The organism is Adlercreutzia sp. ZJ141 (assembly GCF_011038965.1).
Taxonomy (GTDB): domain Bacteria; phylum Actinomycetota; class Coriobacteriia; order Coriobacteriales; family Eggerthellaceae; genus ZJ141.
Map to the genome: position 1 here is coordinate 17,587 of NZ_JAAKEB010000012.1, position 23,247 is coordinate 40,833.

At 54.7% G+C, this 23,247-nt stretch carries 20 protein-coding genes and 1 tRNA gene; 9 read left to right on the top strand and 12 right to left on the bottom strand.

Translation table 11 applies throughout. The annotated features are described in order from the left end of the window. Positions 1–136: 136 nt before the first annotated feature. Entirely contained in the window at positions 137–1,705 is a 1,569-nt protein-coding gene (locus G7Y44_RS07065) for a helix-turn-helix transcriptional regulator (protein WP_165248642.1), read from the bottom strand. A gap of 759 nt (positions 1,706–2,464) precedes the next feature. Here G7Y44_RS07065 and G7Y44_RS07070 point away from each other — a divergent pair. From G7Y44_RS07070 to G7Y44_RS10330, 3 genes are read left to right on the top strand one after another with little or no spacing between them, the layout of a single operon-like run. Then, entirely contained in the window at positions 2,465–2,824 is a 360-nt protein-coding gene (locus G7Y44_RS07070; RefSeq protein ID WP_165248644.1) for a cyclophilin-like fold protein, read from the top strand. Positions 2,825–2,827: 3 nt separating this feature from the next. Further along, a complete protein-coding gene (locus tag G7Y44_RS07075) occupies positions 2,828–3,346 on the top strand; it encodes a flavodoxin family protein (protein ID WP_165248646.1) in 519 nt (172 codons plus the stop codon). Between the two features lie 17 nt (positions 3,347–3,363). Further along, positions 3,364–3,924 carry a cyclophilin-like fold protein gene (locus G7Y44_RS10330; protein WP_206214426.1) on the top strand — a complete coding sequence of 187 codons (561 nt, stop codon included), beginning with the start codon at positions 3,364–3,366 and terminating at the stop codon, positions 3,922–3,924. Positions 3,925–4,045: 121 nt separating this feature from the next. On the opposite strand, the gene G7Y44_RS07085 is transcribed toward G7Y44_RS10330, so the two are convergent. Continuing rightward, the gene (locus tag G7Y44_RS07085; RefSeq protein WP_165046023.1) at positions 4,046–5,533 is read right to left on the bottom strand and encodes an ATP-binding cassette domain-containing protein; all 1,488 of its coding nucleotides are present in this window, start codon (positions 5,531–5,533) and stop codon (positions 4,046–4,048) included. Positions 5,534–6,055: 522 nt separating this feature from the next. Continuing rightward, positions 6,056–7,036, bottom strand: coding sequence for a glutamine-hydrolyzing GMP synthase (gene guaA, locus G7Y44_RS07090; RefSeq protein ID WP_165046024.1), 981 nt, complete (start codon positions 7,034–7,036; stop codon positions 6,056–6,058). A 133-nt stretch (positions 7,037–7,169) separates the two neighbouring features. Here guaA and G7Y44_RS07095 point away from each other — a divergent pair. Further along, positions 7,170–7,243: transfer RNA gene (locus tag G7Y44_RS07095), tRNA-Gly, on the top strand. Positions 7,244–7,377: 134 nt separating this feature from the next. Here G7Y44_RS07095 and rdgB read toward each other — a convergent pair. Together rdgB and murI are read right to left on the bottom strand one after the other, a co-directional pair. Beyond that, positions 7,378–7,983, bottom strand: coding sequence for an RdgB/HAM1 family non-canonical purine NTP pyrophosphatase (rdgB, locus tag G7Y44_RS07100; RefSeq protein ID WP_165248648.1), 606 nt, complete (start codon positions 7,981–7,983; stop codon positions 7,378–7,380). A gap of 46 nt (positions 7,984–8,029) precedes the next feature. Beyond that, positions 8,030–8,941, bottom strand: a complete 912-nt coding sequence (gene murI / locus G7Y44_RS07105) for a glutamate racemase (RefSeq protein ID WP_241158220.1) — start codon at positions 8,939–8,941, stop codon at positions 8,030–8,032. A gap of 173 nt (positions 8,942–9,114) precedes the next feature. On the opposite strand from murI, the gene G7Y44_RS07110 reads away from it, so the two are divergent. After that, positions 9,115–10,470: a CCA tRNA nucleotidyltransferase gene (locus G7Y44_RS07110; RefSeq protein ID WP_165248650.1), complete on the top strand. Its 1,356-nt coding sequence runs from the start codon at positions 9,115–9,117 to the stop codon at positions 10,468–10,470. A 68-nt stretch (positions 10,471–10,538) separates the two neighbouring features. Here G7Y44_RS07110 and G7Y44_RS07115 read toward each other — a convergent pair whose 3' ends face one another. Then, positions 10,539–11,690: an NAD(P)-dependent malic enzyme gene (locus G7Y44_RS07115; protein ID WP_165248652.1), complete on the bottom strand. Its 1,152-nt coding sequence runs from the start codon at positions 11,688–11,690 to the stop codon at positions 10,539–10,541. Between the two features lie 369 nt (positions 11,691–12,059). Between G7Y44_RS07115 and G7Y44_RS07120 the strand changes: the two genes are divergently transcribed. Together G7Y44_RS07120 and G7Y44_RS07125 are read left to right on the top strand one after the other, a co-directional pair. Then, positions 12,060–13,343, top strand: a complete 1,284-nt coding sequence (locus tag G7Y44_RS07120; RefSeq protein WP_165248654.1) for a DNA polymerase Y family protein — start codon at positions 12,060–12,062, stop codon at positions 13,341–13,343. Between the two features lie 49 nt (positions 13,344–13,392). Beyond that, positions 13,393–13,659 carry a hypothetical protein gene (locus G7Y44_RS07125; RefSeq protein ID WP_165046029.1) on the top strand — a complete coding sequence of 89 codons (267 nt, stop codon included), beginning with the start codon at positions 13,393–13,395 and terminating at the stop codon, positions 13,657–13,659. Between the two features lie 27 nt (positions 13,660–13,686). On the opposite strand, the gene G7Y44_RS07130 is transcribed toward G7Y44_RS07125, so the two are convergent. The 4 genes from G7Y44_RS07130 to G7Y44_RS07145 all read right to left on the bottom strand — a co-directional run bounded on the left by G7Y44_RS07130 (position 13,687) and on the right by G7Y44_RS07145 (position 17,450). Beyond that, entirely contained in the window at positions 13,687–14,634 is a 948-nt protein-coding gene (locus tag G7Y44_RS07130) for an alpha/beta fold hydrolase (protein ID WP_165248656.1), read from the bottom strand. A gap of 13 nt (positions 14,635–14,647) precedes the next feature. Then, on the bottom strand, positions 14,648–15,091 hold the full coding sequence (locus G7Y44_RS07135; RefSeq protein WP_165248658.1) for a helix-turn-helix domain-containing protein: 444 nt from the start codon (positions 15,089–15,091) through the stop codon (positions 14,648–14,650). 367 nt (positions 15,092–15,458) lie between these two features. Then, entirely contained in the window at positions 15,459–15,716 is a 258-nt protein-coding gene (locus G7Y44_RS10585) for a DUF1016 N-terminal domain-containing protein (RefSeq protein ID WP_165248660.1), read from the bottom strand. 39 nt (positions 15,717–15,755) lie between these two features. Next, positions 15,756–17,450 (bottom strand): polyphosphate--AMP phosphotransferase, encoded by a 1,695-nt coding sequence (locus G7Y44_RS07145; protein WP_165046032.1) that lies wholly within the window; start codon positions 17,448–17,450, stop codon positions 15,756–15,758. 198 nt (positions 17,451–17,648) lie between these two features. Here G7Y44_RS07145 and G7Y44_RS07150 point away from each other — a divergent pair, with 198 nt between their 5' ends. Together G7Y44_RS07150 and ppk1 are read left to right on the top strand one after the other, a co-directional pair. After that, a complete protein-coding gene (locus tag G7Y44_RS07150; protein WP_165046033.1) occupies positions 17,649–18,563 on the top strand; it encodes a Ppx/GppA phosphatase family protein in 915 nt (304 codons plus the stop codon). A gap of 275 nt (positions 18,564–18,838) precedes the next feature. Next, a complete protein-coding gene (gene ppk1, locus G7Y44_RS07155) occupies positions 18,839–21,301 on the top strand; it encodes a polyphosphate kinase 1 (protein ID WP_241159220.1) in 2,463 nt (820 codons plus the stop codon). 108 nt (positions 21,302–21,409) lie between these two features. On the opposite strand, the gene glmM is transcribed toward ppk1, so the two are convergent. Then, complete coding sequence (glmM, locus tag G7Y44_RS07160; RefSeq protein ID WP_165248664.1) at positions 21,410–22,780, bottom strand: phosphoglucosamine mutase; 1,371 nt, start codon at positions 22,778–22,780, stop codon at positions 21,410–21,412. A gap of 15 nt (positions 22,781–22,795) precedes the next feature. Continuing rightward, positions 22,796–23,236: a phosphoribosyl-ATP diphosphatase gene (gene hisE, locus G7Y44_RS07165; RefSeq protein ID WP_165046036.1), complete on the bottom strand. Its 441-nt coding sequence runs from the start codon at positions 23,234–23,236 to the stop codon at positions 22,796–22,798. Positions 23,237–23,247: the final 11 nt, after the last annotated feature.

Below are 23,247 nucleotides of genomic sequence, written 5' to 3' on the forward strand. Positions count from 1 at the left end.
GGCATCTCCTTCACCTCGCTTATTCGAGGCGTTTCGAAGATTACGGGACGCAAAGACGTACCACATCCCCCCGACTAGGCATGATTGAACCTCCCTCTCGTCCCCCTGAATGGGGTACCCTGTCTGAACTGGTGTTTTATTCCTTAAAACGATCGATAAAGGTAATCAGTTCCTGTTTACCGGACACCCCCACCTTGTTGTAGATGCGACGCAAGTGCGTTTTCACGGTTTCGCGCGAAACATAGAGTTTGCGCCCAATGTTCTCCATCGAGTAGCCGTGCATGGCCTCAATGAGCACCTCGCGCTCGCGGGGAGTGATGTCATACGAAATACAGAAAGCATCCAGTCGATATGCAAAAGGACTCGCATCACGTACCGTCTCGGCAGCGCCTTGTTCCTTATGCACCTTTTCGGCATCATTCGAATGATTCGCCTCATCTACAAATCCATTATCAGGCAAAGCAACTTCTAGAGATTCTGCAGCACCGCTATCGGTACCAGACGCTGCAACCAACCCCTTCCTTCCCCACATCTTCGAGATGGCAAAGAATAGCAACCCGTACAACGCAATAAGCCACAAAGAGAACAGCGCCACGACTGTCATAGTCGCGAAATCCACCATATCGGCTCGCCATAACTGAGATGCCGCAAGCCGGGCAGCAGCTGTGGCTAACTCGAACAAGCCGTAGAAAATACCGAAGTAGAGGTATGTGTGACGGATATCCTCATAGCATTTCCGTGCGAGAAGCATCCAAAACATCACCTGATACACCGTATAGCCACACTTCACCAAAAGACCGGCCAGTGGCACCTGGTCATCCCAGAAATAAGGGAGTAACAGACATCCCGTAGCAAACAGCGGCACAGTAAAGTAGAGAACCTCATCAAAAGTAAGCCGCCGACCACGTAAGAGCCCATAGGCCACAAGCAACACAAGCACCCCAACAGCCATCAACTCATTCACCACGTCGTAAAGCCCCGAATTCGTACCCGCATTCGAACATACTTGGGCGATGAATCCGAAAAGGAAAGGGAAAAGTGTCGTACCAGCCAGAATAAGCATCCATTCCTGACTGCTCGATAGAAAACCCAGAAGAGGCTCGCGGGGCACATGCAGCGAGAAACCGTACTGGAGCGGATGTTCCTGCTCGCCTGCGGCAACGGTACGCTTTCGTCTTACGCACCATAAAAGCAGCAAGATGGCCAGCACTTTCCCCACAGGGCGCATGATCAGGATAAGCGGAGTTGGTAGGTACAGCGTAGAGTAGTACAGCACTTCGTTGATTAGATATACCATAGGAATGGCTACAGCGCTTACCTGGGGAACGAACGTTGAGAGCAAGTGCGCGAACAGTAAGATAATGCAGGCCTCTCCGATGCCGGAGAACACGCCAGAAAGTATCGATGCCATGAGGTATTCAGGGCTTTCCAGCCCCAGCATCACTGTGGCTGTATAGGCTACCAGGTGCACGCCGATGAATACTGCTCCAGCTCCAAGCATGCGCTCCACTGAAGGAATATGACTACGCATGGCGAACGCGATGACGAAACAAGCTATTACCTTGGCGAAACGAGCAGCGTAGAGAGCGTAATCAGACACAAGGGCATTCTCGTTGCGTGCCGTCCATACCGCTGCAAGAAACAGCGCAAGCCCTACTGTCGCCAAAAGCGCCGTTACGCGCATCTGCCTTGAAACCCTGTCCATGACCTCATTCCCGTCTGCTCTCACAAAACGCACTATTTCGATGATTCTTTTTTGACATTTTACTCCCCGATCTCGCACCTGTTCGGTGTAAAGATGACCGCAAAAAGATGAGGGAGACCGTAAGAAATAATCGAAATAAACAGCACGATCAAACCGCCGTCAACGCATGCATTCTGGCTATCCTTTGCGCAAAGTGCTCAAAATGCATGAGTTGTCGGCACCGAAATGCTCCAATGTGGTCACAAAATGTGGTTTGACGGCGGATTTCATCAATTAAACCGCCGTCAAGTGCCCCTTTCTGGCCACTTTTCCCAAAAGGTGGCCAGAAAGGGGCACTTGACGGTTTTCCTATTACATACAAGCAGGGTCAGTATGCAAAACAATATCCGACGAAATGTGCACAGACACAAACTCGAGCATGTCATGCGTACATGACAATAGGGTCAGGGCATTTTGTCACTCAAAAGACACCGAGAACCCTAAGATGATGAACAAACAACAGCGTTCCTGTTGTCCCATTGCCTGAGGTCGAAGCGTTCTTAGTTCCACGAAAGCCTCGTATTATGCCTATCAAGCATGATGCTTATTACCTTATAAGTATTGGCGCTTCTCGTGGATCAACCTCATACTGATAATAAGTTATCGTATCAAGAGGAAGCGATCATGGAAGCACTGATTAGCTCCGCTCGCCCTGCTCAGAGCAAGCTAACGCCAGCCAGTGTTTTCTGAGAGAAATCCAATCATTGACAAGGAGTATATATGCACATTGAAATTGACTTCGACACAACGACAGTGTCGGGAACTCTGAACGATACTGAAACAGCAAAGGCATTCTTCGATGCGTTGCCCCTATCGATTCATGTAGGAACATCGGGAATGGACTTTTGCGGACAGATGGGACAAAGCTTCCCCTATGAGCCGTCGCACGTCGGATTCGGATGGAAGAACGGCGATATCAATTACAACCCCAGCGGAGGTTGGTTCGCCGTATTCTTCGACGGCGAGAATATCTCAGGCTCTTACGGAGATCAAGTGAACATGGGTCATCTGGATGATGACGCAATCGAAGCCTTGAGTAAGTTGAAAGGATCGTATGAGATCACTATCAGAAAGGCATAAGAAATGAAGATACTTGTACTACAGGGTAGTGCCCGAAAGAAGGGACATACCGCCACACTGACCCAAGCTTTTGTCGAAGGGGCGAAAGAAGCAGGTCATGAGGTGACGGTAATGAACGTCGCTAATATGGACATCCATGGTTGTACGGGATGCGAATATTGCCACACTGAAGGTGGTGGCCAGTGTATCCAGGATGACGACATGCAGCAGATCTACCCTCTTTACGATTCAGCGGATATGATTGTAATCGCAAGCCCGATCTATTATGGATCGTTCTCCGGGCAGATGCATTGTGCCATCCACCGCACGTACGCCATCGGTAAGCCTGCTTCCTGCAAAAAGATGGCAATGATTTTGGACTCAGGATCATCCGGAGTGTATGCGGCTTCTGAACGTATCTATCACGGATTCTTGCAAGGATGGTACGGTGTCGAAGACTGCGGAATCTTCGAATATGCGGGCTCATCAGCTTCTTCCTCGCAGAATTTGGATGAACTGCGACAGTTCGGCAAAAGCCTGTAAGTAAAGCGGTGACAGACATGAGAAAAGTTATCGCAAGTATAACCCTCGCGATCCTGATGTGCTTAGCGTTGTTCGCGGGATGTGTGAGTGCTCGCAATGATAGCGAAAGTGCCACAAGCAACCCAAATGCGAATACATCGGCAGTATCCCAAAGTGATGAGCATTCGAGCTCAAGCGATGCTACTTCTCATGCAAGCATAACCAAGGAGGATGGCATGAGCCGATCAGGTTCAACAGCGTTTTTGACAATCAACGGGTCTCAACTTGCAATCGAGCTCGCAGACAACGATACCGCCGCCGCTTTTGCGGCGATGCTGCCCATGCAGGTAGAGATGTCAGAACTCAATGGCAACGAGAAGTATGCTTACTTGGGCGAAACGCTCCCATCGAACGCGAGCAATCCCGGCACCATAGAAGCCGGAGATTTGATGCTCTATGGAGACAACTGTCTGGTTGTGTTCTACGAGTCGCACCCAACAACCTATTCATATACGCGGATCGGGAAGATCACCGATGCGTCAGGTCTGAAAGCCATAGTCGATAGCGGCTCTGTAAATGCGAGCTTTGCTTTAGATTGATGATTGGACGGGACAACGGGGACACTGATAATGGGTGATGATTCTCACAACTGCATCCAGTTGTGAGAATCATCACCCATTATCAGTGTCCCCGTTGTCCCTCACTGTCGAGAGTCGCTTATTATTCAACCCGCAATTCAGTCGCACCCTCATTTTGCTTCGTCTCCCATTTGACTTGTGCCACCGCATTCGACAGCTGTCTATCATGCGTAACCAACAGAAACGCGCCAGGAAAGCTGGTCAGCATTTCTTGCAGCGCTTCGATAGAACCAACATCAAGATGATTTGTCGGTTCATCGAGTATGAGGAGGTTAGGATTCGCTACGAGCTGCTCGGCAAGCATAAGCTTGCGGAGTTCGCCTGGACTCAGATCGTCACCATCGAGCAGCTTGTCGGGGTCGGAATTCAATCGCGCCACAATGGAAAGAATGCGGCCTCTTATCTCCTGGGTCTGATCTCGAAGATGCGCCAAGGCCCGTTTGCGCTCACCCGGTTCGACATCCTGGGGGACATACGCCACTTTGACGATGTCAGGGACTGATTCGACGATGCTTTGCACCACGAGGCTCTTGCCTGTTCCGTTCGCACCGGTCAGCACCACGTGATCCGTTGGCAAAATCCAAAGCTCCGGTACGTCTATTGAAAACTCTCCTGCAGACAGTCGCGTGGCCTCCAGGTGCACCACAAAGCTTGAGCGCGCAACAACGCCGAACTCGCCAATACGATGATCGTATCGCTTTGAGACGGTTCTTTTTGAAAGCTCTGCCTCGGCTTTTGCGAGCCGTGCGCTCATGTTGGACGAGAGTTTTCCCGCCACTCCGTCCTTTCCAGAGAATATGGCGAGCCCTATCTTCTCACGTGCATCACTGTCGTTTCTGGCCAGATTGCGTTTGCTGCGCTTGCTTTTCTGGCGCGACGCCTCTTCACTCCTGCGCTGGGCTTCCGCTTTCAAGCGCTTCGCTTCGTGAGCGGCTTTCTCACGACCCCTGATCGCGGATGCTTGCTCGCTCGCCGCCTGATCGCTCGCCTTTGAGTACCCGCCGGGTCGCATGGTCCAGCATGCGTCCTCACACATCAGGCTCTGACTCGCAAGACCATCCAGCAGATCCCTGTCGTGCGAGATGAGGATTCCGATGCCGTCAAACGAAGCGAGTGTCTTCTTCACGATATCGCGTGTGGCAGCGTCGAGATCATTCGTCGGCTCGTCCATAACGAGGACATCAGGGCGCACAGAGAGAGCGCATGCGATCTGGAGCCGCTTCTGCTGACCGCCCGAGAGCGTATCGTAGCGCCAGAACCAATCGTCTTCGATGTGAAGCAGCGCTCTTGCCCGCCGCGCATCCTGACCCCAATCCGATGCGAGGTCGAAGAGATTCTTCGGCTTTTGAGTCGAGTCCTGCTGGCAGTATGCCGAGTAGAGCTTCGGATTCACTGTCCCTGAATCGGGCACAATGATGCGTGCAGCGATACGGGCGAGTGTGCTTTTCCCGCATCCGTTGTCGCCGATAATGCCCGTCCATCCCAAAGGGAACGTTGCGCTAATGTCGTTGATGGCAGGTGATGCCGTACCGGGATAGGTATAGCTGATGTGTGTGAGATTCAGTTGCATGGCGAACTCCTTTGAAGGGAGGTCGCGCGGGGCTCAGGCACGCGAAGTATGGATTCGAAAAGAGAAGACACCGAAGCGATGCGGCACCCTAAAGCGCGACCGGATGTGTAAATGGTCGTATGGGGCACCCAAAATGGGCATCGCTAGTTCTTCATCCAACCTGACCTAACTCGAAGCGGCGCGCGTCCATTGGCTCCGCTGATTAACTGATGTTAAGAAGTATAACACGACGCTGGGCACACAACTCTCATCTAAAACACAGAAATCTAAACCGATAGATACGAGTGCATTCGAGTGGAATGCAGTTAACCGAATCAAGCTCCTACGAATCAAACACGAGGTCAGATAACGTGCTCGGCGCACTGAGAAGGGCCGCCGAATCAAATTCGACGGCCCAAGATTACCTGCTCAAAATCCATCTTTTGCAGGTGGCTTGCAATTTTCGTTCAACTAGAATCAACTCGATTGCTCAAAATTCAACCGGGATTAAAAACCATATAACCCCAGGTCAGAGTGTTAAATTCACTCCCATTCCACCGTGCCAACGGGTTTGGGAGTAAGGTCGTAGCACACGCGACAGATGCCGGGAACCTCGTGGGTAATGCGATCGGTCATGCGGCGCAGCAAAGCCCAGTCGAGTTCGGGTACCTCAGCGGTCATCACGTCCACGGTGTTGATAGCGCGAATGATGGCCGGCCACTCGTAGGCACGCACACCGTCACGCACGCCGGTGGCACGCATGTCGGGTACCACAGCGAAATACTGCCAAGCACCAACGTTTGCTGCCTCCATTTCCTCACGAACGATAGCATCGGCCTCGCGCAGCGCCTCCAAGCGATCGCGGGTGATAGCGCCTAGGCAACGCACGCCCAAGCCAGGACCCGGGAACGGCTGACGTTCCACCATGCCCTCGGGCAACCCCAGCGCGCGACCAACTTCGCGCACTTCGTCCTTGAACAGCAGTTTTACCGGCTCTACCAGCTCGAACTGCAAATCATCAGGCAAGCCGCCCACGTTGTGGTGAGCCTTCACGCCGTCTTGCGATTCCAGGATGTCAGGATAGATGGTGCCCTGCGCCAGGAAATCAACCTGATCGCCCACCTTGCGCGCCTCTTCCTCGAACACACGAATGAACTCACCGCCGATAATCTTGCGCTTCGTTTCGGGCTCATCGACACCCGCCAGCAAATCGAGGAAACGGTCGGTAGCGTCCACATACACCAGGTTCGCGTCCATCTGATTCTGAAACACGTCTATAACCTGCTCGCTTTCACCCTTGCGCATAAGGCCGTGATTCACGTGCACGCAGATAAGCTGCTTGCCGATGGCTCGGATGAGCAGCGCGGCGACAACCGAGCTGTCAACGCCGCCGGAAAGCGCAAGCAGCACCTTCCCCTCGCCCACCTGGGCGCGAATGGCAGCAACCTGCTCTTCGATAAATGCGTTCGCCAGCTCAGGGGTTGAAATGCGCTCCATGTCGTCGGGACGCTTGTTCGGATCCATGCGGTTCTCCTTCTTGTTGATAATAAAGCCAATGGGGAAATTATACTCGCGTTGCCCAATTTAGCCACTTGATGGATTCTTTAGCACCTTGTTTTGGCTTTCTGCGATCTTGGGTTATAATCCCGTCTGCATCGCGGGCGTAGTTCAATGGTAGAACCTGAGCCTTCCAAGCTCATGACGCGGGTTCGATTCCCGTCGCCCGCTCCAAAAAACACACAAGAAAGCCGTCGCCAGGACGGCTTTCTTGTGTGTTACGGTTGCATGTACGCTGCACGCAACCAACCATCTTGCCCTAAGGAAACACTGATTAGTTCCACCAGTCATACGTTTGCGAAACGGCTTTAATCAGTGTTTTCCAACAGATCGCGGAGCTTTCGTAGCGCGTTGCCACGGTGTGAAATTGCACTCTTTTCGCTTTGAGGCACCTCAGCAAACGTCTTTTCGCCATGATATGCATCGGGAAGGAACAGCGGGTCGTAGCCGAATCCACCTGCGCCTGCCTCCGCAAGGCCGATGCAACCTTCCACCGTGCCACGTGCGACCGTTTCCCGACCGTCCTCGTCAATGAACACGAGTGTGCAGACGAACCGCGCCGTGCGATCTTCTGACGGCACGTCAGCCAACTCGCGCAAGAGCTTGGCGTTGTTCGCAGCATCTCCTGCGCCCTCCCCCGCATAGCGCGCCGAGTACACGCCGGGCGCACCACCGAGCGCATCCACCTCAAGACCCGAATCGTCAGCGAGTGCCGGCTTGCCGCCCGACGCTTCATGTGCCGCGCGCGCCTTGATGCGAGCATTACCCTCGAAGGTATTGGCGTCTTCTGCCGGGTCAGACACAATGCCTGCCTGCCGCAGCGTTTTGAACTGCCAACCAGGAAAGCTAAGCGCGTTCGATATCTCGTCAATCTTATGTGCGTTATTCGTTGCCAACACAACCGTCTTGCCCACAATCGCTCCCTTCCGCGAGAAAAACCTAGCTTAAGCAAACACTCATTTATGGCAGCTCCACATGCTGCACCTGACCAATATCGAATCGCAGCACGCGGCTCCCAAAACGACGGAACTCATCTACGTCGTCACCCGTGGTGAAAAACTCGTAGGTTCTCTGACAGCCAGGACGCGCGGCGGCACCTTGCCGACACAGAATTTCGGCAACATCACGCGCGGTTTCCTTCGCCGAGCTAATAAGCGTCACCTCGCGACCAACCACGCCTCCAATAAGAGCCTTTAACAAGGGAAAATGGGTGCACCCCAAAACCAGCGTGTCAATGTCGCATCGGCGCAGCGGCTCAAGGTACTCGCGTGCAATCTCCTGGAATTCAGGGCGAATGTATACCTTCGACGCAAGCGACATGTAGTTTTCGATAGGCCCCTCGGCCATGCGAATACCTTGCTCGGCTATCTCCACGAAACGCGGCGTGGGTGTGGAAAACACAGTGATACCCGCATCAATGTTTCTGATGGCGTGCGAGTATGCACCCGACTCAACCGTCCCCTTCGTCGCAATAACACCCACACGGCGGTTGCGCGTTGCTTGTGCCGCCGCACGCGCACCGGGGCCAACCACGCCGATAACCGGCAGGTCGAAGGTTTGCTGCGCATGTGCAAGCCCCGCTGCTGTTGCAGTATTGCACGCGATAACGATGATCTTTACGCCCTTATTAACCAGCCACGACCCAATTTGTTGCACGAAACTGTCAACCTCATGTTGGTCGCGAGGACCATATGGGCAGCGTTTCGAATCGCCGAAGTACACAATGCTCTCGTTGGGTAGAACCTTTATGATCTCGCGGGCCACGGTAAGCCCACCAAAGCCCGAGTCGAACACGCCAATAGGCGCGTCATCGAACCGCTCATACACGTGCGCCGAAACGCGCCGCTGCGACAGACTCTCTTCTGAATACAAGGCAACTCCCTGTCAACATCATTTTGGAATGCAGACGCCAACACCGCTAGCAACGCGCGCTGCATTGCCTTCATTGTACCAATTCGTCCCGCCGTGCGCAGAACCTGCAGAAACCGCACCTTGCACGTATGCGGTATGATGGTGCAGTTCGCACGAAAAAGGAGTCTTGCCGCATGCATTCGATAAACCTACCCAACGAAGCCCTTGCTGCACTGAGCATACTTGAAGACGCGGGCTTTGAAGCGTGGGGCGTCGGCGGGTGCGTTCGCGACATGCTGCTCGGCCGGGCCTGCTCCGACATTGATATTGCCACCTCGGCAACATGCTCCGACGTGCAAGCGACGTTTGAGCGTTGCGGCTTGCGCGTGCATGACACAGGTTCGAAACACGGCACCGTAACCGTTATCGTTGGCGATGCAGCGTTTGAAACAACCACATACCGAACCGATGGAACATATTCCGACGGACGCCACCCCGACCAGGTGCGTTTCGTAACAAGCATCCAGGAAGACCTCGCGCGGCGCGATTTCACCATCAATGCGATGGCCTACCATCCCGAGCGCGGCCTTATTGACCCCTACGGCGGCAGGTGCGATCTTCAACGTGGTGTGATCAGAACCGTGGGCGACCCCGTGCAGCGCTTCTCCGAAGACGCCTTGCGCATCCTGCGCGGGTGCCGCTTCTGCGCTCAATTCGGATTTCCCATCGAACAGATGACCTTACAAGCGATGATTCGTTCGAAAAAGCTGATGGCAGGCGTGTCGCGCGAGCGCGTGACCGCAGAGCTTACCAAGTTACTCACATCTCCTTATGCGGGAAGCGCCATCATGAATACCGTTGACGCGCTTTCGGCCGTGCTTCCCGAGCTTGTTGCTATGAAAGGCTTCGATCAGAAAACACCCTACCATATCTACGACGTACTCGAACACACCGCACACGTAGTTGATGCAGTACGCCCGACCCCCACCTTGCGATGGGCAGCACTTTTGCACGATGTAGGCAAACCCGCAGCATTTTTCACCGACGATACCGGAACCGGGCATTTTTACGGACATGCAAACATCAGCCGTGTTGTCGCCGAAGGCGTGATGAACCGGATGAGCTTTAGCGCCGTCTTCAGACAGCAGGTTGTTACCTTAGTGGAGCATCACGACGACGTTATCGACACCACACCAAAAGCCGTGAAGCGCGCTGTGCGGCGTCTTGGCGGCAACGAACAGCTATTCCGCATGCTATGCGAACTTAAACGGGGCGATTCAAAGGGCCAAGCCCCCCAATACCACACACGCATCGCCCACGCCACCGAGCTCGAACGGATTCTTGACGACATCATCCGTGAAGATGAGGCATTTAAAATTGGTGACTTGGCAATTAACGGCAACGACGTTATCGCAGCTGGCGTCGAGCGCGGGCCGCTCGTAGGGCACGTGCTAAACGCGGCACTTGACGCCGTTATTGAAGGCACCGTGCAAAACGAGCCTTACGCACTGCGTGCCTTCGTGCGCGATTGGGCCGCAAAGAAACACTAGTCAAAACTGCCTGTCAGGGAAGCGCGTTCCCTAACAGGCAGCTCGCCTTTACTATTCGCAGCACTCGCCTATTCACGGCACTCGCGTACCGCACGCGCCACGCATTCAACAGCACGCGGATCAAACGGTTCAGGCATAATGAAGTCTTCACACAGCTCATCGTCGGACACAAGCGACGCCAACGCTTCGGCTGCAGCAAGCTTCATCGCCTTCGTGATACGCGGTGCGCGGGCTTCTAAGGCTCCCTTGAAAATACCTGGGAACGCCACCACGTTGTTAATTTGATTAGGGAAGTCCGAGCGCCCCGTGCCCACCACGCGCGCACCTGCCGCCCGTGCCACGTCGGGCATAATTTCTGGGTCGGGGTTGGCCATGGCAAACAGAATGGCGTCGTTGTTCATAGAAGCCACCATCTGAGGGGTTACCACGTTCGGCGCCGAAACACCCACGAAGATGTCAGCGCCCACCAGTGCATCGGCAAGTGTACCCTGCTTATCGTCAAGATTAGTAGTAGCAAGCATTGCCCGCTGCGCATCATTGAGCCCAGGGGTACGTGAGGAAACGATGCCGTTGATGTCACAGAGAATAAGATGGCGCAGCCCATAACTCAGCAGCAGTTTCGAAATGGCGATACCCGCCGATCCTGCGCCGTTTACCACCACGCGGCAGTCCTCTTTGCGCTTGCCTACCAAACGCAGCGCGTTAATAATGCCCGAAAGCACCACGATGGCGGTTCCGTGCTGGTCGTCATGAAACACGGGAATATCAAGCGCTTCAATAAGTCGGCGCTCGATCTCAAAGCAGCGCGGCGCCGAAATGTCTTCCAAGTTGATGCCACCAAAGGCTGGCGCAATACGAACGACCGTTTCAACTATCTCGTCGACATCCTGCGTGTCAAGGCAAATAGGAACTGCATTCACGCCGCCGAACGCCTTGAACAGTGCCGCTTTGCCCTCCATGACCGGCATAGCCGCCAAAGGCCCGATGTTGCCCAAGCCCAGAACGGCGCTGCCGTCGGTTACCACAGCAACCGTGTTCGCCTTCATGGTGTAGCGATACGCTTCATCTGCGTTTTCGGCTATCTTGCGACACGGCTCCGCCACGCCTGGCGTGTACGCCAACGCTAAATCCTCGCGCGTGGCAATGCTCATTTTCGGCACGGTGTCTAGCTTTCCACACCACTGACCGTGCAGGCGCAACGACTCTTCGCTTATGTTCATGCTCTGCCCTTCTCGAATGCTATCAAACGCCTGCAATTATATATCTCGAGAAGCGGAGTGACACACATCGAGATCAATCTACCTCACACATTTCCAACGACCTAAAAGTCGCTACGTCCTCGGCGCTGCCTGGATAGGCTTCAGTACTTTTTACAGGCCCGACGTGAAGCCCGCCAGTCCCTGAGGAGCATAGATCATCGGGGCTACTTTTTGAGCCATAGCCCCCATAACCCATATTCAACGTAAATCCAAAAATCCACAGTCTGTTCGATTGACGCGAGCGTGTTTCTGGCGCATCATTATCACTCACAAAACAGAACAAATGTTCCTATGAAATCGCACGTCAGACGAAAGCGAGGGGGTGAACCCGTGCGGCAGCGCGCCATACTTCATATCGACATGAATGCGTTTTACGCCAGCGTCGAGCAACATAACAACCCAGCCATCCGCAATAAACCCGTCGTTGTCGCGGGCGACCCCGAAAGACGCAATGGCATCATCTTAGCTAAGTCGCGCGAAGCGAAAGCCGCAGGGGTAAAAACTGCCCAGGCCCTTTGGGAAGCAAAGCAGGCATGCCCAAACGTAATCGTTGTGCCGCCCGACTACGCCGCCTACAAAAAGTATTCGCGCCTCGCTCGTTTAATCTACTACGAATACACCAACCAAATAGAGCCGTTCGGCCTTGATGAAGCATGGATAGACATCACCGGTTCACTTCATCTCTTTGGATCACAAGAAGCCATAGCGCAAGAGATTTCGGAACGTGTGAAGTCAGAACTCGGTCTTACGGTAAGTATCGGCAGCAGCTGGAACAAAGTGTTTGCCAAGCTCGGCAGCGACATTGACCCAGGAGACGGCATCGTGTCCATCACGCCCGAGAACTACAAGCGCATCGCCTGGACGTTGCCCGCGAAGAATCTTATCTACGTGGGCGCAGCAACCGCCCACAAGCTCCATTTGTCGGGAATCGAAACCATAGGTGATGTCGCCCACATCTCAGATACGTTCTGCAGAAACCGCTTCGGCGGAACAGGTAAGGTAGGCCGCATGCTTCGTGCATTCGCCCGCGGTGAAGACCCCTCGCCTGTAAAGGTGTTTGACCCCGCCAAGGCAGATGTGGACTACACCATCAAAGGTATCGGCAACGGGCTTACCGCCCCGCATGATTTGGAGTGTGAAGAGGACGTGCGTGCTTTGGTCTGGCTTTTGTCCGAATCGGTTGCTCAACGCATGCGTGAAAGCTGCTTTCGCTGCCGCACGGTTGCTGTTGGCGCGCGCTTCGCACACGACTTGTCAGGGTATTCGCGCCAGCTTACGCTGCGCACGCCAACGTGCATCACAAAAGACATAGCAAACTGTGCCATGGAACTTTTAAAAAACGCGCAGCCTTTGAACAGGGAAAACGCGCTGCGCGCTATTCACGTTCGCGCCACTCATCTTGTTCCCATGACAGAGCCCATACAAGATGACCTTTTTGGCAATACTCAGCGCGTGTTAGAGATGGAGCGTCTTGAATACGCAATTGATAACCTGCGCCGTCGCTTCGGAAACAAATGCGTGTATCGCATGGTTGAACTGACCGACGACACCATGGCGCACTTAGACATAAAAGAGTCCAACACCGTACATCCCGTGGGTTTTCTGCGCGAATAAATGCCACCAGACAAGAGCGAGCTGAAACCAAATAGAGAGCAGGTTAAAGGTGAAGGGAATAGAAGAGCGGGTAAAACGGTACGTGCTCGTTACTACAAGAACCGACGAAGAGGGCCATGTACGCCCGTTAGAGGTGCAACTTCGCGGTAAAACCTATGTGATCGACGAAGTGCTGCGCGTGCAACGCCGCAATGCCCGACGCGTTGGAGGCGATGGCATTTGCTACACCGTGCGCATGGGTAACACCATCACAGAAATGTATTACGACCACCCTCGCTGGTTTGTGGAAGAGAAGGTGTACACAGAGAGCTGCTAAAGCCACATACCGCGCCGCAGTGTAACCCTAAATGCGAGCGTGACCCAATGTCGCACGCTTGCGCTTAATTACCTGCACGAATTGACGAGGCTGCTCGACATGAATCCCATGACCGCAGTCGAAACGAGCCAACTCGCAATCTGAAATGAGCCCTAAACACCTTGTTAAATCCTCTTCGCTGAGGGCGGCAAACAAAATTCCATCGTCGGACCACTCGGTTTTGGCCTTCATGAACAAGGTTGGGCAATCTATCTTCGTCAAAATTTCCTCATGCGGTATTCCGCAATGGAAACTATCGTCGTAGAACGTTTCTCCAAAACGCGGGTCATAGTTGCCCATTCCAACGAACGCAGCCAGAGCACTCTTGGGCCAAAAGGGAACTTTCAGATCTCTTTCCGGATGCCGTTTTAGAAACTTCTTGGCAGCTTCAATGCTCTTCGGACGCACTTTTTGGCGCGCATTATCGGGGAAAAAGTTCCACGCATATTGATTCTCGAAGTAGTACAAGACGAAGTTCTCTTCCACTGCGTCTTGCAAGTACTTGTGACACACCGAGGACAAGTCAATGTAGTTGAACGTATTCTTCCTGCGCTCTGCCTGGCTGGAGAAAAAAGGTGGGTCTTCTAAGATAAGCAGCTCGCAGAGATCCGTCTTTCCTGCGGCATAGGCGGCGATAAGCCCGCCGGAAGAATGTCCCAAGAGCGCACAGGGCTCACCGACGGCGCTCTCAATTAGCCTTACAAGGGCATCCCCTATCGACACGATGTTATAAAGGGACGGCTCGTGCGGGCTTTTTCCGTGCCCAAAGCAATCCACCGCGTATATTGAGAAGTCACGAGAAAGAGGCTTAATAACCTTGTCGAAGCTGCGCGAATCGGTACCCTGCGCATGAACGAGCACCAGTGGAGGCTTGTCACTCCCGTAAACAGTGTAGGATAGCTTTGCCTCATTACCGCAAACGCCGCAACATCCCATAGCTGCGATCCTCTCATTCAGAATCGGCCGACATTCTTTCGTTAACCGCACGCGCGTACCGTTCAAGCAGAGCAACGGCATCCTCAACACGTTGAAGCGCAATACCCTGAGACTCATCACCGAGTATAAGAAGCTCGCTTCCTGCATGAAGGCCGAAGATATCGCGTGCTTTCTTAGGAATGACAATCTGCCCTCTCTCGCCCATGCGAACGACTCCAAACAGGTGCCTTCCACGGGGCGGAATAGGATAGCCGACACGGTGTTCGTCATGATGCACCAGCGCATCGAGGGTCACATCGAAGACCTCTGAGAGCTTGCACACATTGTTCAGATCCGGCATAGCATCTCCCGACTCCCACTTCGCAATGGTCTGTCTCGCAACGCTTACTTTTTGCGCGAGCTCTTCTTGCGTCATGCCTTGTGTTGTCCTAAGCGAGAGAATGTTCTGACCGATCATCCTATTCATACCTCCAAAGCTATTCTATTCCCGCGTTCCGGCGTTCACCAGCATCATAAGGTGGAATAGCAGTCTCTTCAATGTTACGTTGCGATGACATTGCAACAGTCCTGCTCACCAACACTCGCCGACCCTCTCCAAAGCACCCAGTGGTGAACATGGCATAACTTTAATGTCGCCAGTATTCACCGACGTCGACCGGCGTCGATCCACTGACGTGCCACAAAGCGCTATTGACGATGTAGGTCAGTTACCAAGGTCAGGTAGACGTGCTATCACACGTTTCACTTAAGCGTTCGAGCGGTGAGTATTTCACTCACGTCGGGCGCTTTCGTTGCATTAAAGCACCTGCACGGTAAGCCATCACCTACCGCGGACGCTTTCGTTTTTCGACATCTTTCACTTTCGTAAGCATGCGACAATGCGTCCAGCTCAATTCGTGACGCAGTGCGTCACGAATTGGAAAGGAAAGGTAGAAGTTGCGCATATGCCAAAGATTCGTAGGATCGAAGCCTTTACCATAATCGCGAGTAAGGCGAATGGAAAGCTCTTTTACGAGCCCTCGTCCGTATTCAGAGCGCTCTTCTCCGCCTTGGGCTTCGACAAGTATAAGGAGGGCCGCCAAAGCAGCAGCCCTCCTGTAAACGAACCCCTGTGGATGATTCTAGTCGAGGCGCTTTTCAAGCGCATCGTTAATTACCGTGAGTGCCTTCACGCGAGCGTACAGTTTGTCGTCACTCTCCAACACTGTCCACGGCGCGTGCTTCGTATGCGTGAGACGGAACATGTCATCGACCGCTGCCTTATACTGCGGATACTTATCGCGGTTGCGCCAATCTTCGTCGGTTATCTTCCATTGTTTCGCCGGATCGTTCTGGCGGTCAGTAAAGCGGTTCAGCTGCTCCTCGGGACTTACGTTCACCCAGAACTTCAGCAGCAGCGCACCCCATCGCACCAGCTCCTGCTCGAACTCGTTGATCTCGTCGTAGGCGCGCGCCCATTCGGCGGGGCTTGCAAACCCCTCAACGCGCTCGACCAACACGCGGCCGTACCAGCTGCGGTCATAGATTCCCACATGACCGGCCTTGGGCAGGCGTGTCCAGTAGCGCCACAGATGCGGGTGTAGCAGCTCGGGCTTGGTGGGAGCAGGGCTGGGGAAGATGGTGTAGGCGCGCGCGTCGATAGCCTGCGCCACGCGCTTGATGCTGCCACCCTTACCCGCAGCGTCCCATCCCTCGTACATGAGGATGAGCGGAATGCGCTTGCGGTACATCTCGAGTTCCAGCTTAGCAAAGCGCTTCTGCTGTTCTTTCAGTTCCTCACGATATGTTTCGCGATCGAGCTGAAGCGTGCAGTCAATGTCATCGACGGTGGGTGCGTTTGGCGCCTGCTGGAAGCGCGAAGCATGCGGCGCGCGACAGTGAGCTTCCCGAGCCTCGGCTTCGGCCTGCTCTCGAATAGCCTGCTCCTGCTCGGGCGTGCGGTCAAACAACGACACGTTCTCGAGTGCGCCGGACGAGTTGGCCTGCGCCTTCGCGGCGGCCTTCGCGGCAGCCTCGTCGGGTGCAGCAGCAAGGGCGCTACGCAGCGCGCTTACCAAGGTTTCGGCAATCCGCAAGTTGCAGTCACGCTTATCCTCGCCGTTAAGCAGGTGCCACGGCGCAAACGAGAAGTCGCTACCTTCAAGCAGATTGTCATACAGGCGGTATGCTTGCTCATAATCACCCAACCGCGAAAGCTTGGCTTCGCTGACGCGCCAGCGGGTTGCCGGATCATCATGCAGCTTGGTAATGCGGCGCTTCTGCCCTTCCTTCGTCATATGCACGAAGAACTTCACTATCAGATACCCGTCATCAACCAGCTGCTTCTCGAAATCACCCACTGAAGCAAGGTGATGACGCAGTGCGCGGATAGCCGAACCCTCGTCGTGCTTCTTCCCCTTTTTTGCAGACTGGTCACCGTATTCCTCGTACAACATGTGTTGCATGGCCATCGTGTACCAGCCGCGATCATAAAACGTGATGGTGCCACGCATGCCAAGCGACATCCAGAATTCCTGCATCGAAGGGAAGAACCCGGTCACGCCATACTTCGACCCCGCGAACTCGCGGGCTGCTTTCGCGTCGAAATTCTCGGTCACGTGAACGCTTGTTGCGCGCGCATCGAGATTGTACATAAGATCGGAGATGCGGCTACCCTTGCCGGCACCATCCCAACCCTCGAACAGCACCACCAACCCAACACCACGCTCACGTGCCTGCTGCTGCAACACCACAAGCTCTTTCATTAGCTCGTCTTTGCGCGGCTTGTAGGTCTCCTTCGACAGAGGCTCTCGCGAGAAATCAACGGTTTCTAGCATGGCCTTCCCCTTCTCTGAAATGGGTTTTTCACGACTGTTTCATCATAGCATGGAGTAAAGCGCGAAAACTGCGTCAAGATTGAGTAAAGCGTTTGTACTTAATGGGAGAAACACAGCGCCCATGTCCTACAATCATCGGGCCCGTTCGCGTACGCACGGCGCATGCTCGAAAAGCGTGAGGATAAGACAGGAGGTCTCATGCCAACGTACGGAGTTGTCGATATGGGATCGAACACCGTCCGCCTGGTCGTCTACGACGTTGAGGGTGGCGGGAACGATCAAAGACCGCGCTTTCACAGTGTCATCAACGACAAGGTGATGGCTGGGCTTGCTTCCTATGTCGAGAACAAAACCTTCACGCAAGCCGGTGTTGAGCGCGCCTCGAAAGTACTCTCCGACCATCTCACGCGCGCGGCGTACTTCGGTTGCAAGCGAACAGACGTGTTCGCCACCGCTGTGTTGCGCAACGCCGAAAACGGAGAAGAGGCCGTGCGCGCCATCGAGCGCCGATGCAATACGAACATCACCTTGCTGTCGGGAGCCGACGAGGCAAAACTCGGATTCGTGGGCGCCACCTGCGACTACCGCATTGATGATGGCTTGATTGTCGATATCGGCGGCGGATCAACCGAGATCACCCGCATAGAAGCGGGCAACATCACCCACACGGTAAGCATCGGGCAGGGATCGCTTTCGTCCTACGAGCGCTTCGTATCAGGCGTGTTTCCCACACAACAAGAAGCACGCGCTATCGCAAGCGAGTTCGAGCGAAACCTCGACAACATTGCCGACATCGACCGCTTCGCCTGCGACGTTGCGTACGGCGTTGGTGGCAGCGTGCGTGCAACAGCAAAGTTGCTCAGCTTAGGACGACGCCCGAAGGTGTTTGGCATCCTTGATGCAGCGAGCGTTATAGAGCGGTGTCTAACCGACACGAATGCTTTTGCCCACCATGCGGTTCGCGCAGTGCCCGAGCGCATGCACACGGCCGTTCCTGGGTGTATCATCTTAACGACGCTCATGCGGCGCCTTAACATCGGGCGTGTCTGCGTATGTAAGCATGGGCTGCGCGATGGTTACCTACTGACACGGATGATACCACAAACACGTTGATAACCAGAGCGAGCGGACATATCAGGACCTAACGGATTTGACGGATCTAACAAAATAGACAAACCCTACGAGCCTATTGAACTTGACGTATTTGACAGACTTGACGGACACGTGCCAACTTGACGAAATTGCCCGGTTGATATCTTAGCATCACGCGCTACACCGAAATACGAAGGTATAATAGAGACGTTCCCAACCGCACTCGAGTCAACCGCCTTTGCAACAACGGTACAGCGCGGTCGGCCGTGCGGAACATGCGTGAAGGAGTGAAGTTCATGGACGACCGCAATGCCGTTTCCCCGAGCAGCTATTTGCAGAATCGCGAGCTCTCATGGCTTGATTTCAACAAGCGCGTGCTCGATCAAGGTGCCGACGAAACCGTTCCCCTGCTCGAACGCCTGAACTTCATTAGTATCTTCTGGAGCAACCTCCAAGAGTTCTTCATGGTGCGTGTCGGTAGTCTCACCGACTTGTCACTGGTAAAAAAGCAGATTCTCGATACGAAATCGGGCATGACTCCTGCTCAGCAGCTCGACGCCATCTACCGCCGCTGCTTCGACCTGTACACCGACCAGGAAACCATCTACGGCAGCGTGCGTGCCCAACTTGCCGAACGGGGAATTCGCCGGCTCCATCACAAGGATCTCAACGACGAACAGCGTAGTTTCTTAAGCAAGTACGCCCACGACAACATTATCCCGTTCTTGTCGCCTCAAATCATCAACTCACGCCACCCCTTCCCTCATCTGGAAAATGGCGCACTGTATGTTGTGCTGCGTCTTGATGAAGATAACACTTCGAAGAAGGCTGCGAAGAACCACGGAGCGGAAGGCGTCACGCTCGGACTTGTCCCCATGCCGCGTCAATGCCCGCGTGTTATCCAGATTCCCGGCGATGGATTCCAGTACGTGCTGCTGGAGCATGCCATTGAAATGGTGGTCGACGAGGTGTTCAACATGTACTCGGTGAAGCACACGAACATCATCTGCGTCACCCGCAATGCCGACTTGGACGCTTCAGAAGGAACTGACGAGAGCGACTACGATTACCGCGAACACATGAAGCGCATCTTGAAGAAGCGTACGCGCCTAGCGCCCGTGCGCCTTGAAAGCGAGCGCAAGCTCTCCGACACCCTACGCCGCCACCTGCTCGACCGCTTGGGACTTAAGCCCCATCAGGCTTATGCCACCTGCTTGCCGCTCAACATGAGCTACACGTTCGGATTAGCCTCGCGTCTGCCAGAAAACCTGCGCGAAGGCCTGGTAAACAAGCCTTTCAGCCCGCAATGGCCGCCGTGTCTGTCGCGCAAGGAGCGCATCTTAGACCAGGTGTCCAAGCGTGATGTACTGCTGTCTTATCCCTATGAGAGCATGGAGCCCTTCGTGCGGCTGCTGCAAGAAGCTGCAGCCGATCCCGAAGTCATATCGATTAAGATCACGTTATACCGACTCGCAAGCCAATCACAACTCGCCGAAGCACTCATTGCGGCCGCCGAGCGGGGAAAGCAGGTAACGGCGCTCTTCGAACTGCGCGCCCGCTTTGACGAAAACAACAACATCGAATGGTCACAGCGCTTCGAGCAAGCGGGATGCAACGTTATCTACGGATTCCGCGACTACAAAGTACACTCAAAGATCTGCTGCATCACCCGTCGGACGAAAAACGGCCCTCAATCTATCACGCAGCTGGGCACTGGCAACTATAACGAGAAGACAGCGCGCTTGTACACCGACTTCTCCTACATCACCGCCGATGCCGATATCGGTCGTGACGCTGCTGAGTTCTTCCGTAACATGGCACTCGAAAGCACATCGAACAGCTATGAGGTGCTGTGGGTTGCCCCGCTGCAAATCAAGCCGATGATTCTGGCAAACATTGATGAGCAGATGCGCTTAGCTGAAGCCGGAAAACCGTGCGGGCTCTTCTTCAAAACGAACTCGGTCACCGACATCGACATCATGGAGAAAATTGAACAGGCGAGCCGCGCGGGCGTTCCCATCACCATGTTCGTGCGCGGCATCAGCTGTCTGGTACCGGGCGTGGCCGACCATACCGAAAACGTGCGCGTCGTGTCCATTGTGGGCCGCCTGCTCGAGCATAGCCGCATCTACGGGTTTGGTCCCGCAGACGACATGAGCATCTACCTGTCAAGTGCCGACCTGATGACCCGCAACATGGACAAGCGCATTGAGATCGCTTGGCCGGTGCGCGATGAGTCGCTGCGCACCCAGGTCATCGACTACCTGAACACCTGCATGGCTGACACAGCGAAGCTTCGCGAACTGAGAAGTGACCGTACGTACACGCCGCTTCGCTACTTCTTGAAAGACGGCGAGGCGCCCTTTGACGCGCAGGCCGCTATGATCGAACAGGCCTACGATGCCGTCGCTTCTGATGAAGCAAGAAAAAGCGAGAAGAAGCGCATCAAGAAAGCGCAGAAGCTCGCAAAAGAACAGCAACGGGCTACCGAAGCAGCTGCCGCACAGACACCTGAAGCCACCATGTCAGCACAGGACGATGAAGCGGTGACAACAAGCGCATCAACAGCGGAATGCGACGTCACACACGAAGAGTCGCCCGCCATCAAGACAGTCGTGCCCGACGCTATAGAACCGCCTCTTGACACCACGCTTGCCGTTTCGCAGACGATCGTGGGCGCTGCCGCTGATCGAGATGACCCGAGCGCCATTGTCCGTTTCCTCGCCCGTACTATCGTGCGCCTGAAGAAGCGCCGCTAGGGAAACACTGATTTCTTTCGCCAGCATTAAAAGCGGCCCTACAGCGATCATTCTGCTGCAGGGCCGCTTTACTTACGCCCGTACGATGTAAGAGCTGGTCAAGCGTACTTATAACTCGCGCTCGACCACTTCGGCAATAGCTTTCGCATAGCGCTCGGCATCGGCAGCACACGCCGCCTCCACCATCACGCGAACGACCGGCTCGGTACCGGAAGGACGCAACAGCACGCGTCCCGAATCGCCGAGAGCCGCTTGCGCTGCCGCCACCGCAGCCTGCACAACGTCGTTACTATCAGCGGCGTGTTTGTCGGCTACACGCACGTTAATGAGCGTTTGTGGGAAGCGGGTCATCACCTTCGCCGCCTCTGTCACTGACTTGTCACTCCGCTTGACAGCCGCTAGGAACTGGCACGCCGTCATCAGGCCATCACCGGTGGAATTATGCTCGAGCAAGATCATATGCCCCGACTGTTCACCGCCAATGGAATACCCATGCTCTCGCATTTCCTCGAGTACATAGCGGTCGCCCACCTTGGTCTGCACCACGTCGATACCAGCATCGCGCATGGCGTGAACGAACCCCAAGTTGCACATAACGGTGCTTACAGCAGTGTTTCCCGTCAGGCAACCACGTTGTTTCATGTCGAGCGCGCACACCGCTTCAATCACGTCGCCATCGATCACGTCGCCGTCGGGAGTCATGAGCATCACGCGGTCGGCATCGCCGTCGTGCGCAATACCTACATCGGCGCCACTTTCCTTCATCAGCGCGCGCAGTGGCTCCAAGTGGGTTGACCCACACTGTACGTTGATGTCGGTTCCGTCGAAGTCATCGTTAATGACTACAACGTCGGCGCCCAAGCGCCGCAACGCCTCAGCGCTTGTCAGCGACGAGGCACCATGCCCTGTGTCAAGCGCAATGCGCATACCTGCGAAATCGAGCCCCTGACTTTCGATACTGCTCACGCAGTGGCTGACATACATGTCGCACGCGCCCTCAACTTCAACAGCAACGCCCAGTTCCGCTCCGCTTGGCATAGCTGCTGGCACGCCGGCGTGTTTTCGCGCTTCGGCACTGCGACCCTCAAGACCACCGGTAGCGATAAACGCTTCGATTTGATCCTCAACGGCGTCGGGCAATTTGAAACCTTGCGCATCGAAGAGCTTGATACCGTTATACTCAGGCGGGTTGTGCGAAGCTGAAATAACTACGCCACCAGCAGCAGCGAGCTTACGCACGAGCAACGCCACACCCGGTGTAGGAATTACACCAGCCATAAGCGCAGTGCCGCCGGCGCTCGTTATACCTGCCACAAGTGCCGCTTCAAGCATATCGCCCGACAACCGCGTATCTTTACCCACCACAATAGCCTTACCGAGAAACTCAGCAGCCGCTTGCCCCAAACGGTACGCCATCTCGCAGGTAAGCTCGACGTTTGCCACGCCGCGCACACCATCGGTCCCAAACAGTCGTGCCATGATCGTCCTTTCGTTTTACTTTCCACGATTCACATGCTGCGGCTGCAACCGTACCATCCCCTCGTGAAGGGATATCTCATCGTCTCGCATACGCGAGTTCATCTCGGCCGCAAACTCATCGATGGAGATACCGAAGCGCTCGAGCACCACGAGCAAGTGGTACACCACATCGCCCGCCTCGTAACGCAGGTGGTCGATCGCGGCATCATACGCACTCGAATCGCACGCACCCACCACTTGTACATTGACGTCTTTCGCAGCCAATGCAACTTCGCCAGCTTCTTCCATGAGCTTCTTCAGCACCATGTCGATATCCCCTGTAAGCAGGCGATACGTGTAGCTTTCTTCCCCCGCCGAACGGCGAGCAGATATGGTGTTCGCAAGTACCTCCAACGACGCACCGATCTGGCACGCCTGCGGCGTCTCGCCTTCAGGCACGTAGGTTTTCAAAGTCATGAGTCCCTCTT

Coding starts and splice junctions, on each gene's coding strand:
- G7Y44_RS07065 (WP_165248642.1), bottom strand. CDS start 1,705: ATGGACAGGGTTTCAAGGCAGATGCGCGTAACGGCGCTTTTGGCGACA.
- G7Y44_RS07070 (WP_165248644.1), top strand. CDS start 2,465: ATGCACATTGAAATTGACTTCGACACAACGACAGTGTCGGGAACTCTG.
- G7Y44_RS07075 (WP_165248646.1), top strand. CDS start 2,828: ATGAAGATACTTGTACTACAGGGTAGTGCCCGAAAGAAGGGACATACC.
- G7Y44_RS10330 (WP_206214426.1), top strand. CDS start 3,364: ATGAGAAAAGTTATCGCAAGTATAACCCTCGCGATCCTGATGTGCTTA.
- G7Y44_RS07085 (WP_165046023.1), bottom strand. CDS start 5,533: ATGCAACTGAATCTCACACACATCAGCTATACCTATCCCGGTACGGCA.
- guaA (WP_165046024.1), bottom strand. CDS start 7,036: ATGGATCCGAACAAGCGTCCCGACGACATGGAGCGCATTTCAACCCCT.
- G7Y44_RS07110 (WP_165248650.1), top strand. CDS start 9,115: ATGCATTCGATAAACCTACCCAACGAAGCCCTTGCTGCACTGAGCATA.
- G7Y44_RS07115 (WP_165248652.1), bottom strand. CDS start 11,690: ATGAACATAAGCGAAGAGTCGTTGCGCCTGCACGGTCAGTGGTGTGGA.
- G7Y44_RS07130 (WP_165248656.1), bottom strand. CDS start 14,634: ATGGGATGTTGCGGCGTTTGCGGTAATGAGGCAAAGCTATCCTACACT.
- G7Y44_RS07135 (WP_165248658.1), bottom strand. CDS start 15,091: ATGATCGGTCAGAACATTCTCTCGCTTAGGACAACACAAGGCATGACG.
- G7Y44_RS07145 (WP_165046032.1), bottom strand. CDS start 17,450: ATGCTAGAAACCGTTGATTTCTCGCGAGAGCCTCTGTCGAAGGAGACC.
- G7Y44_RS07150 (WP_165046033.1), top strand. CDS start 17,649: ATGCCAACGTACGGAGTTGTCGATATGGGATCGAACACCGTCCGCCTG.
- ppk1 (WP_241159220.1), top strand. CDS start 18,839: ATGGACGACCGCAATGCCGTTTCCCCGAGCAGCTATTTGCAGAATCGC.
- glmM (WP_165248664.1), bottom strand. CDS start 22,780: ATGGCACGACTGTTTGGGACCGATGGTGTGCGCGGCGTGGCAAACGTC.
- hisE (WP_165046036.1), bottom strand. CDS start 23,236: ATGACTTTGAAAACCTACGTGCCTGAAGGCGAGACGCCGCAGGCGTGC.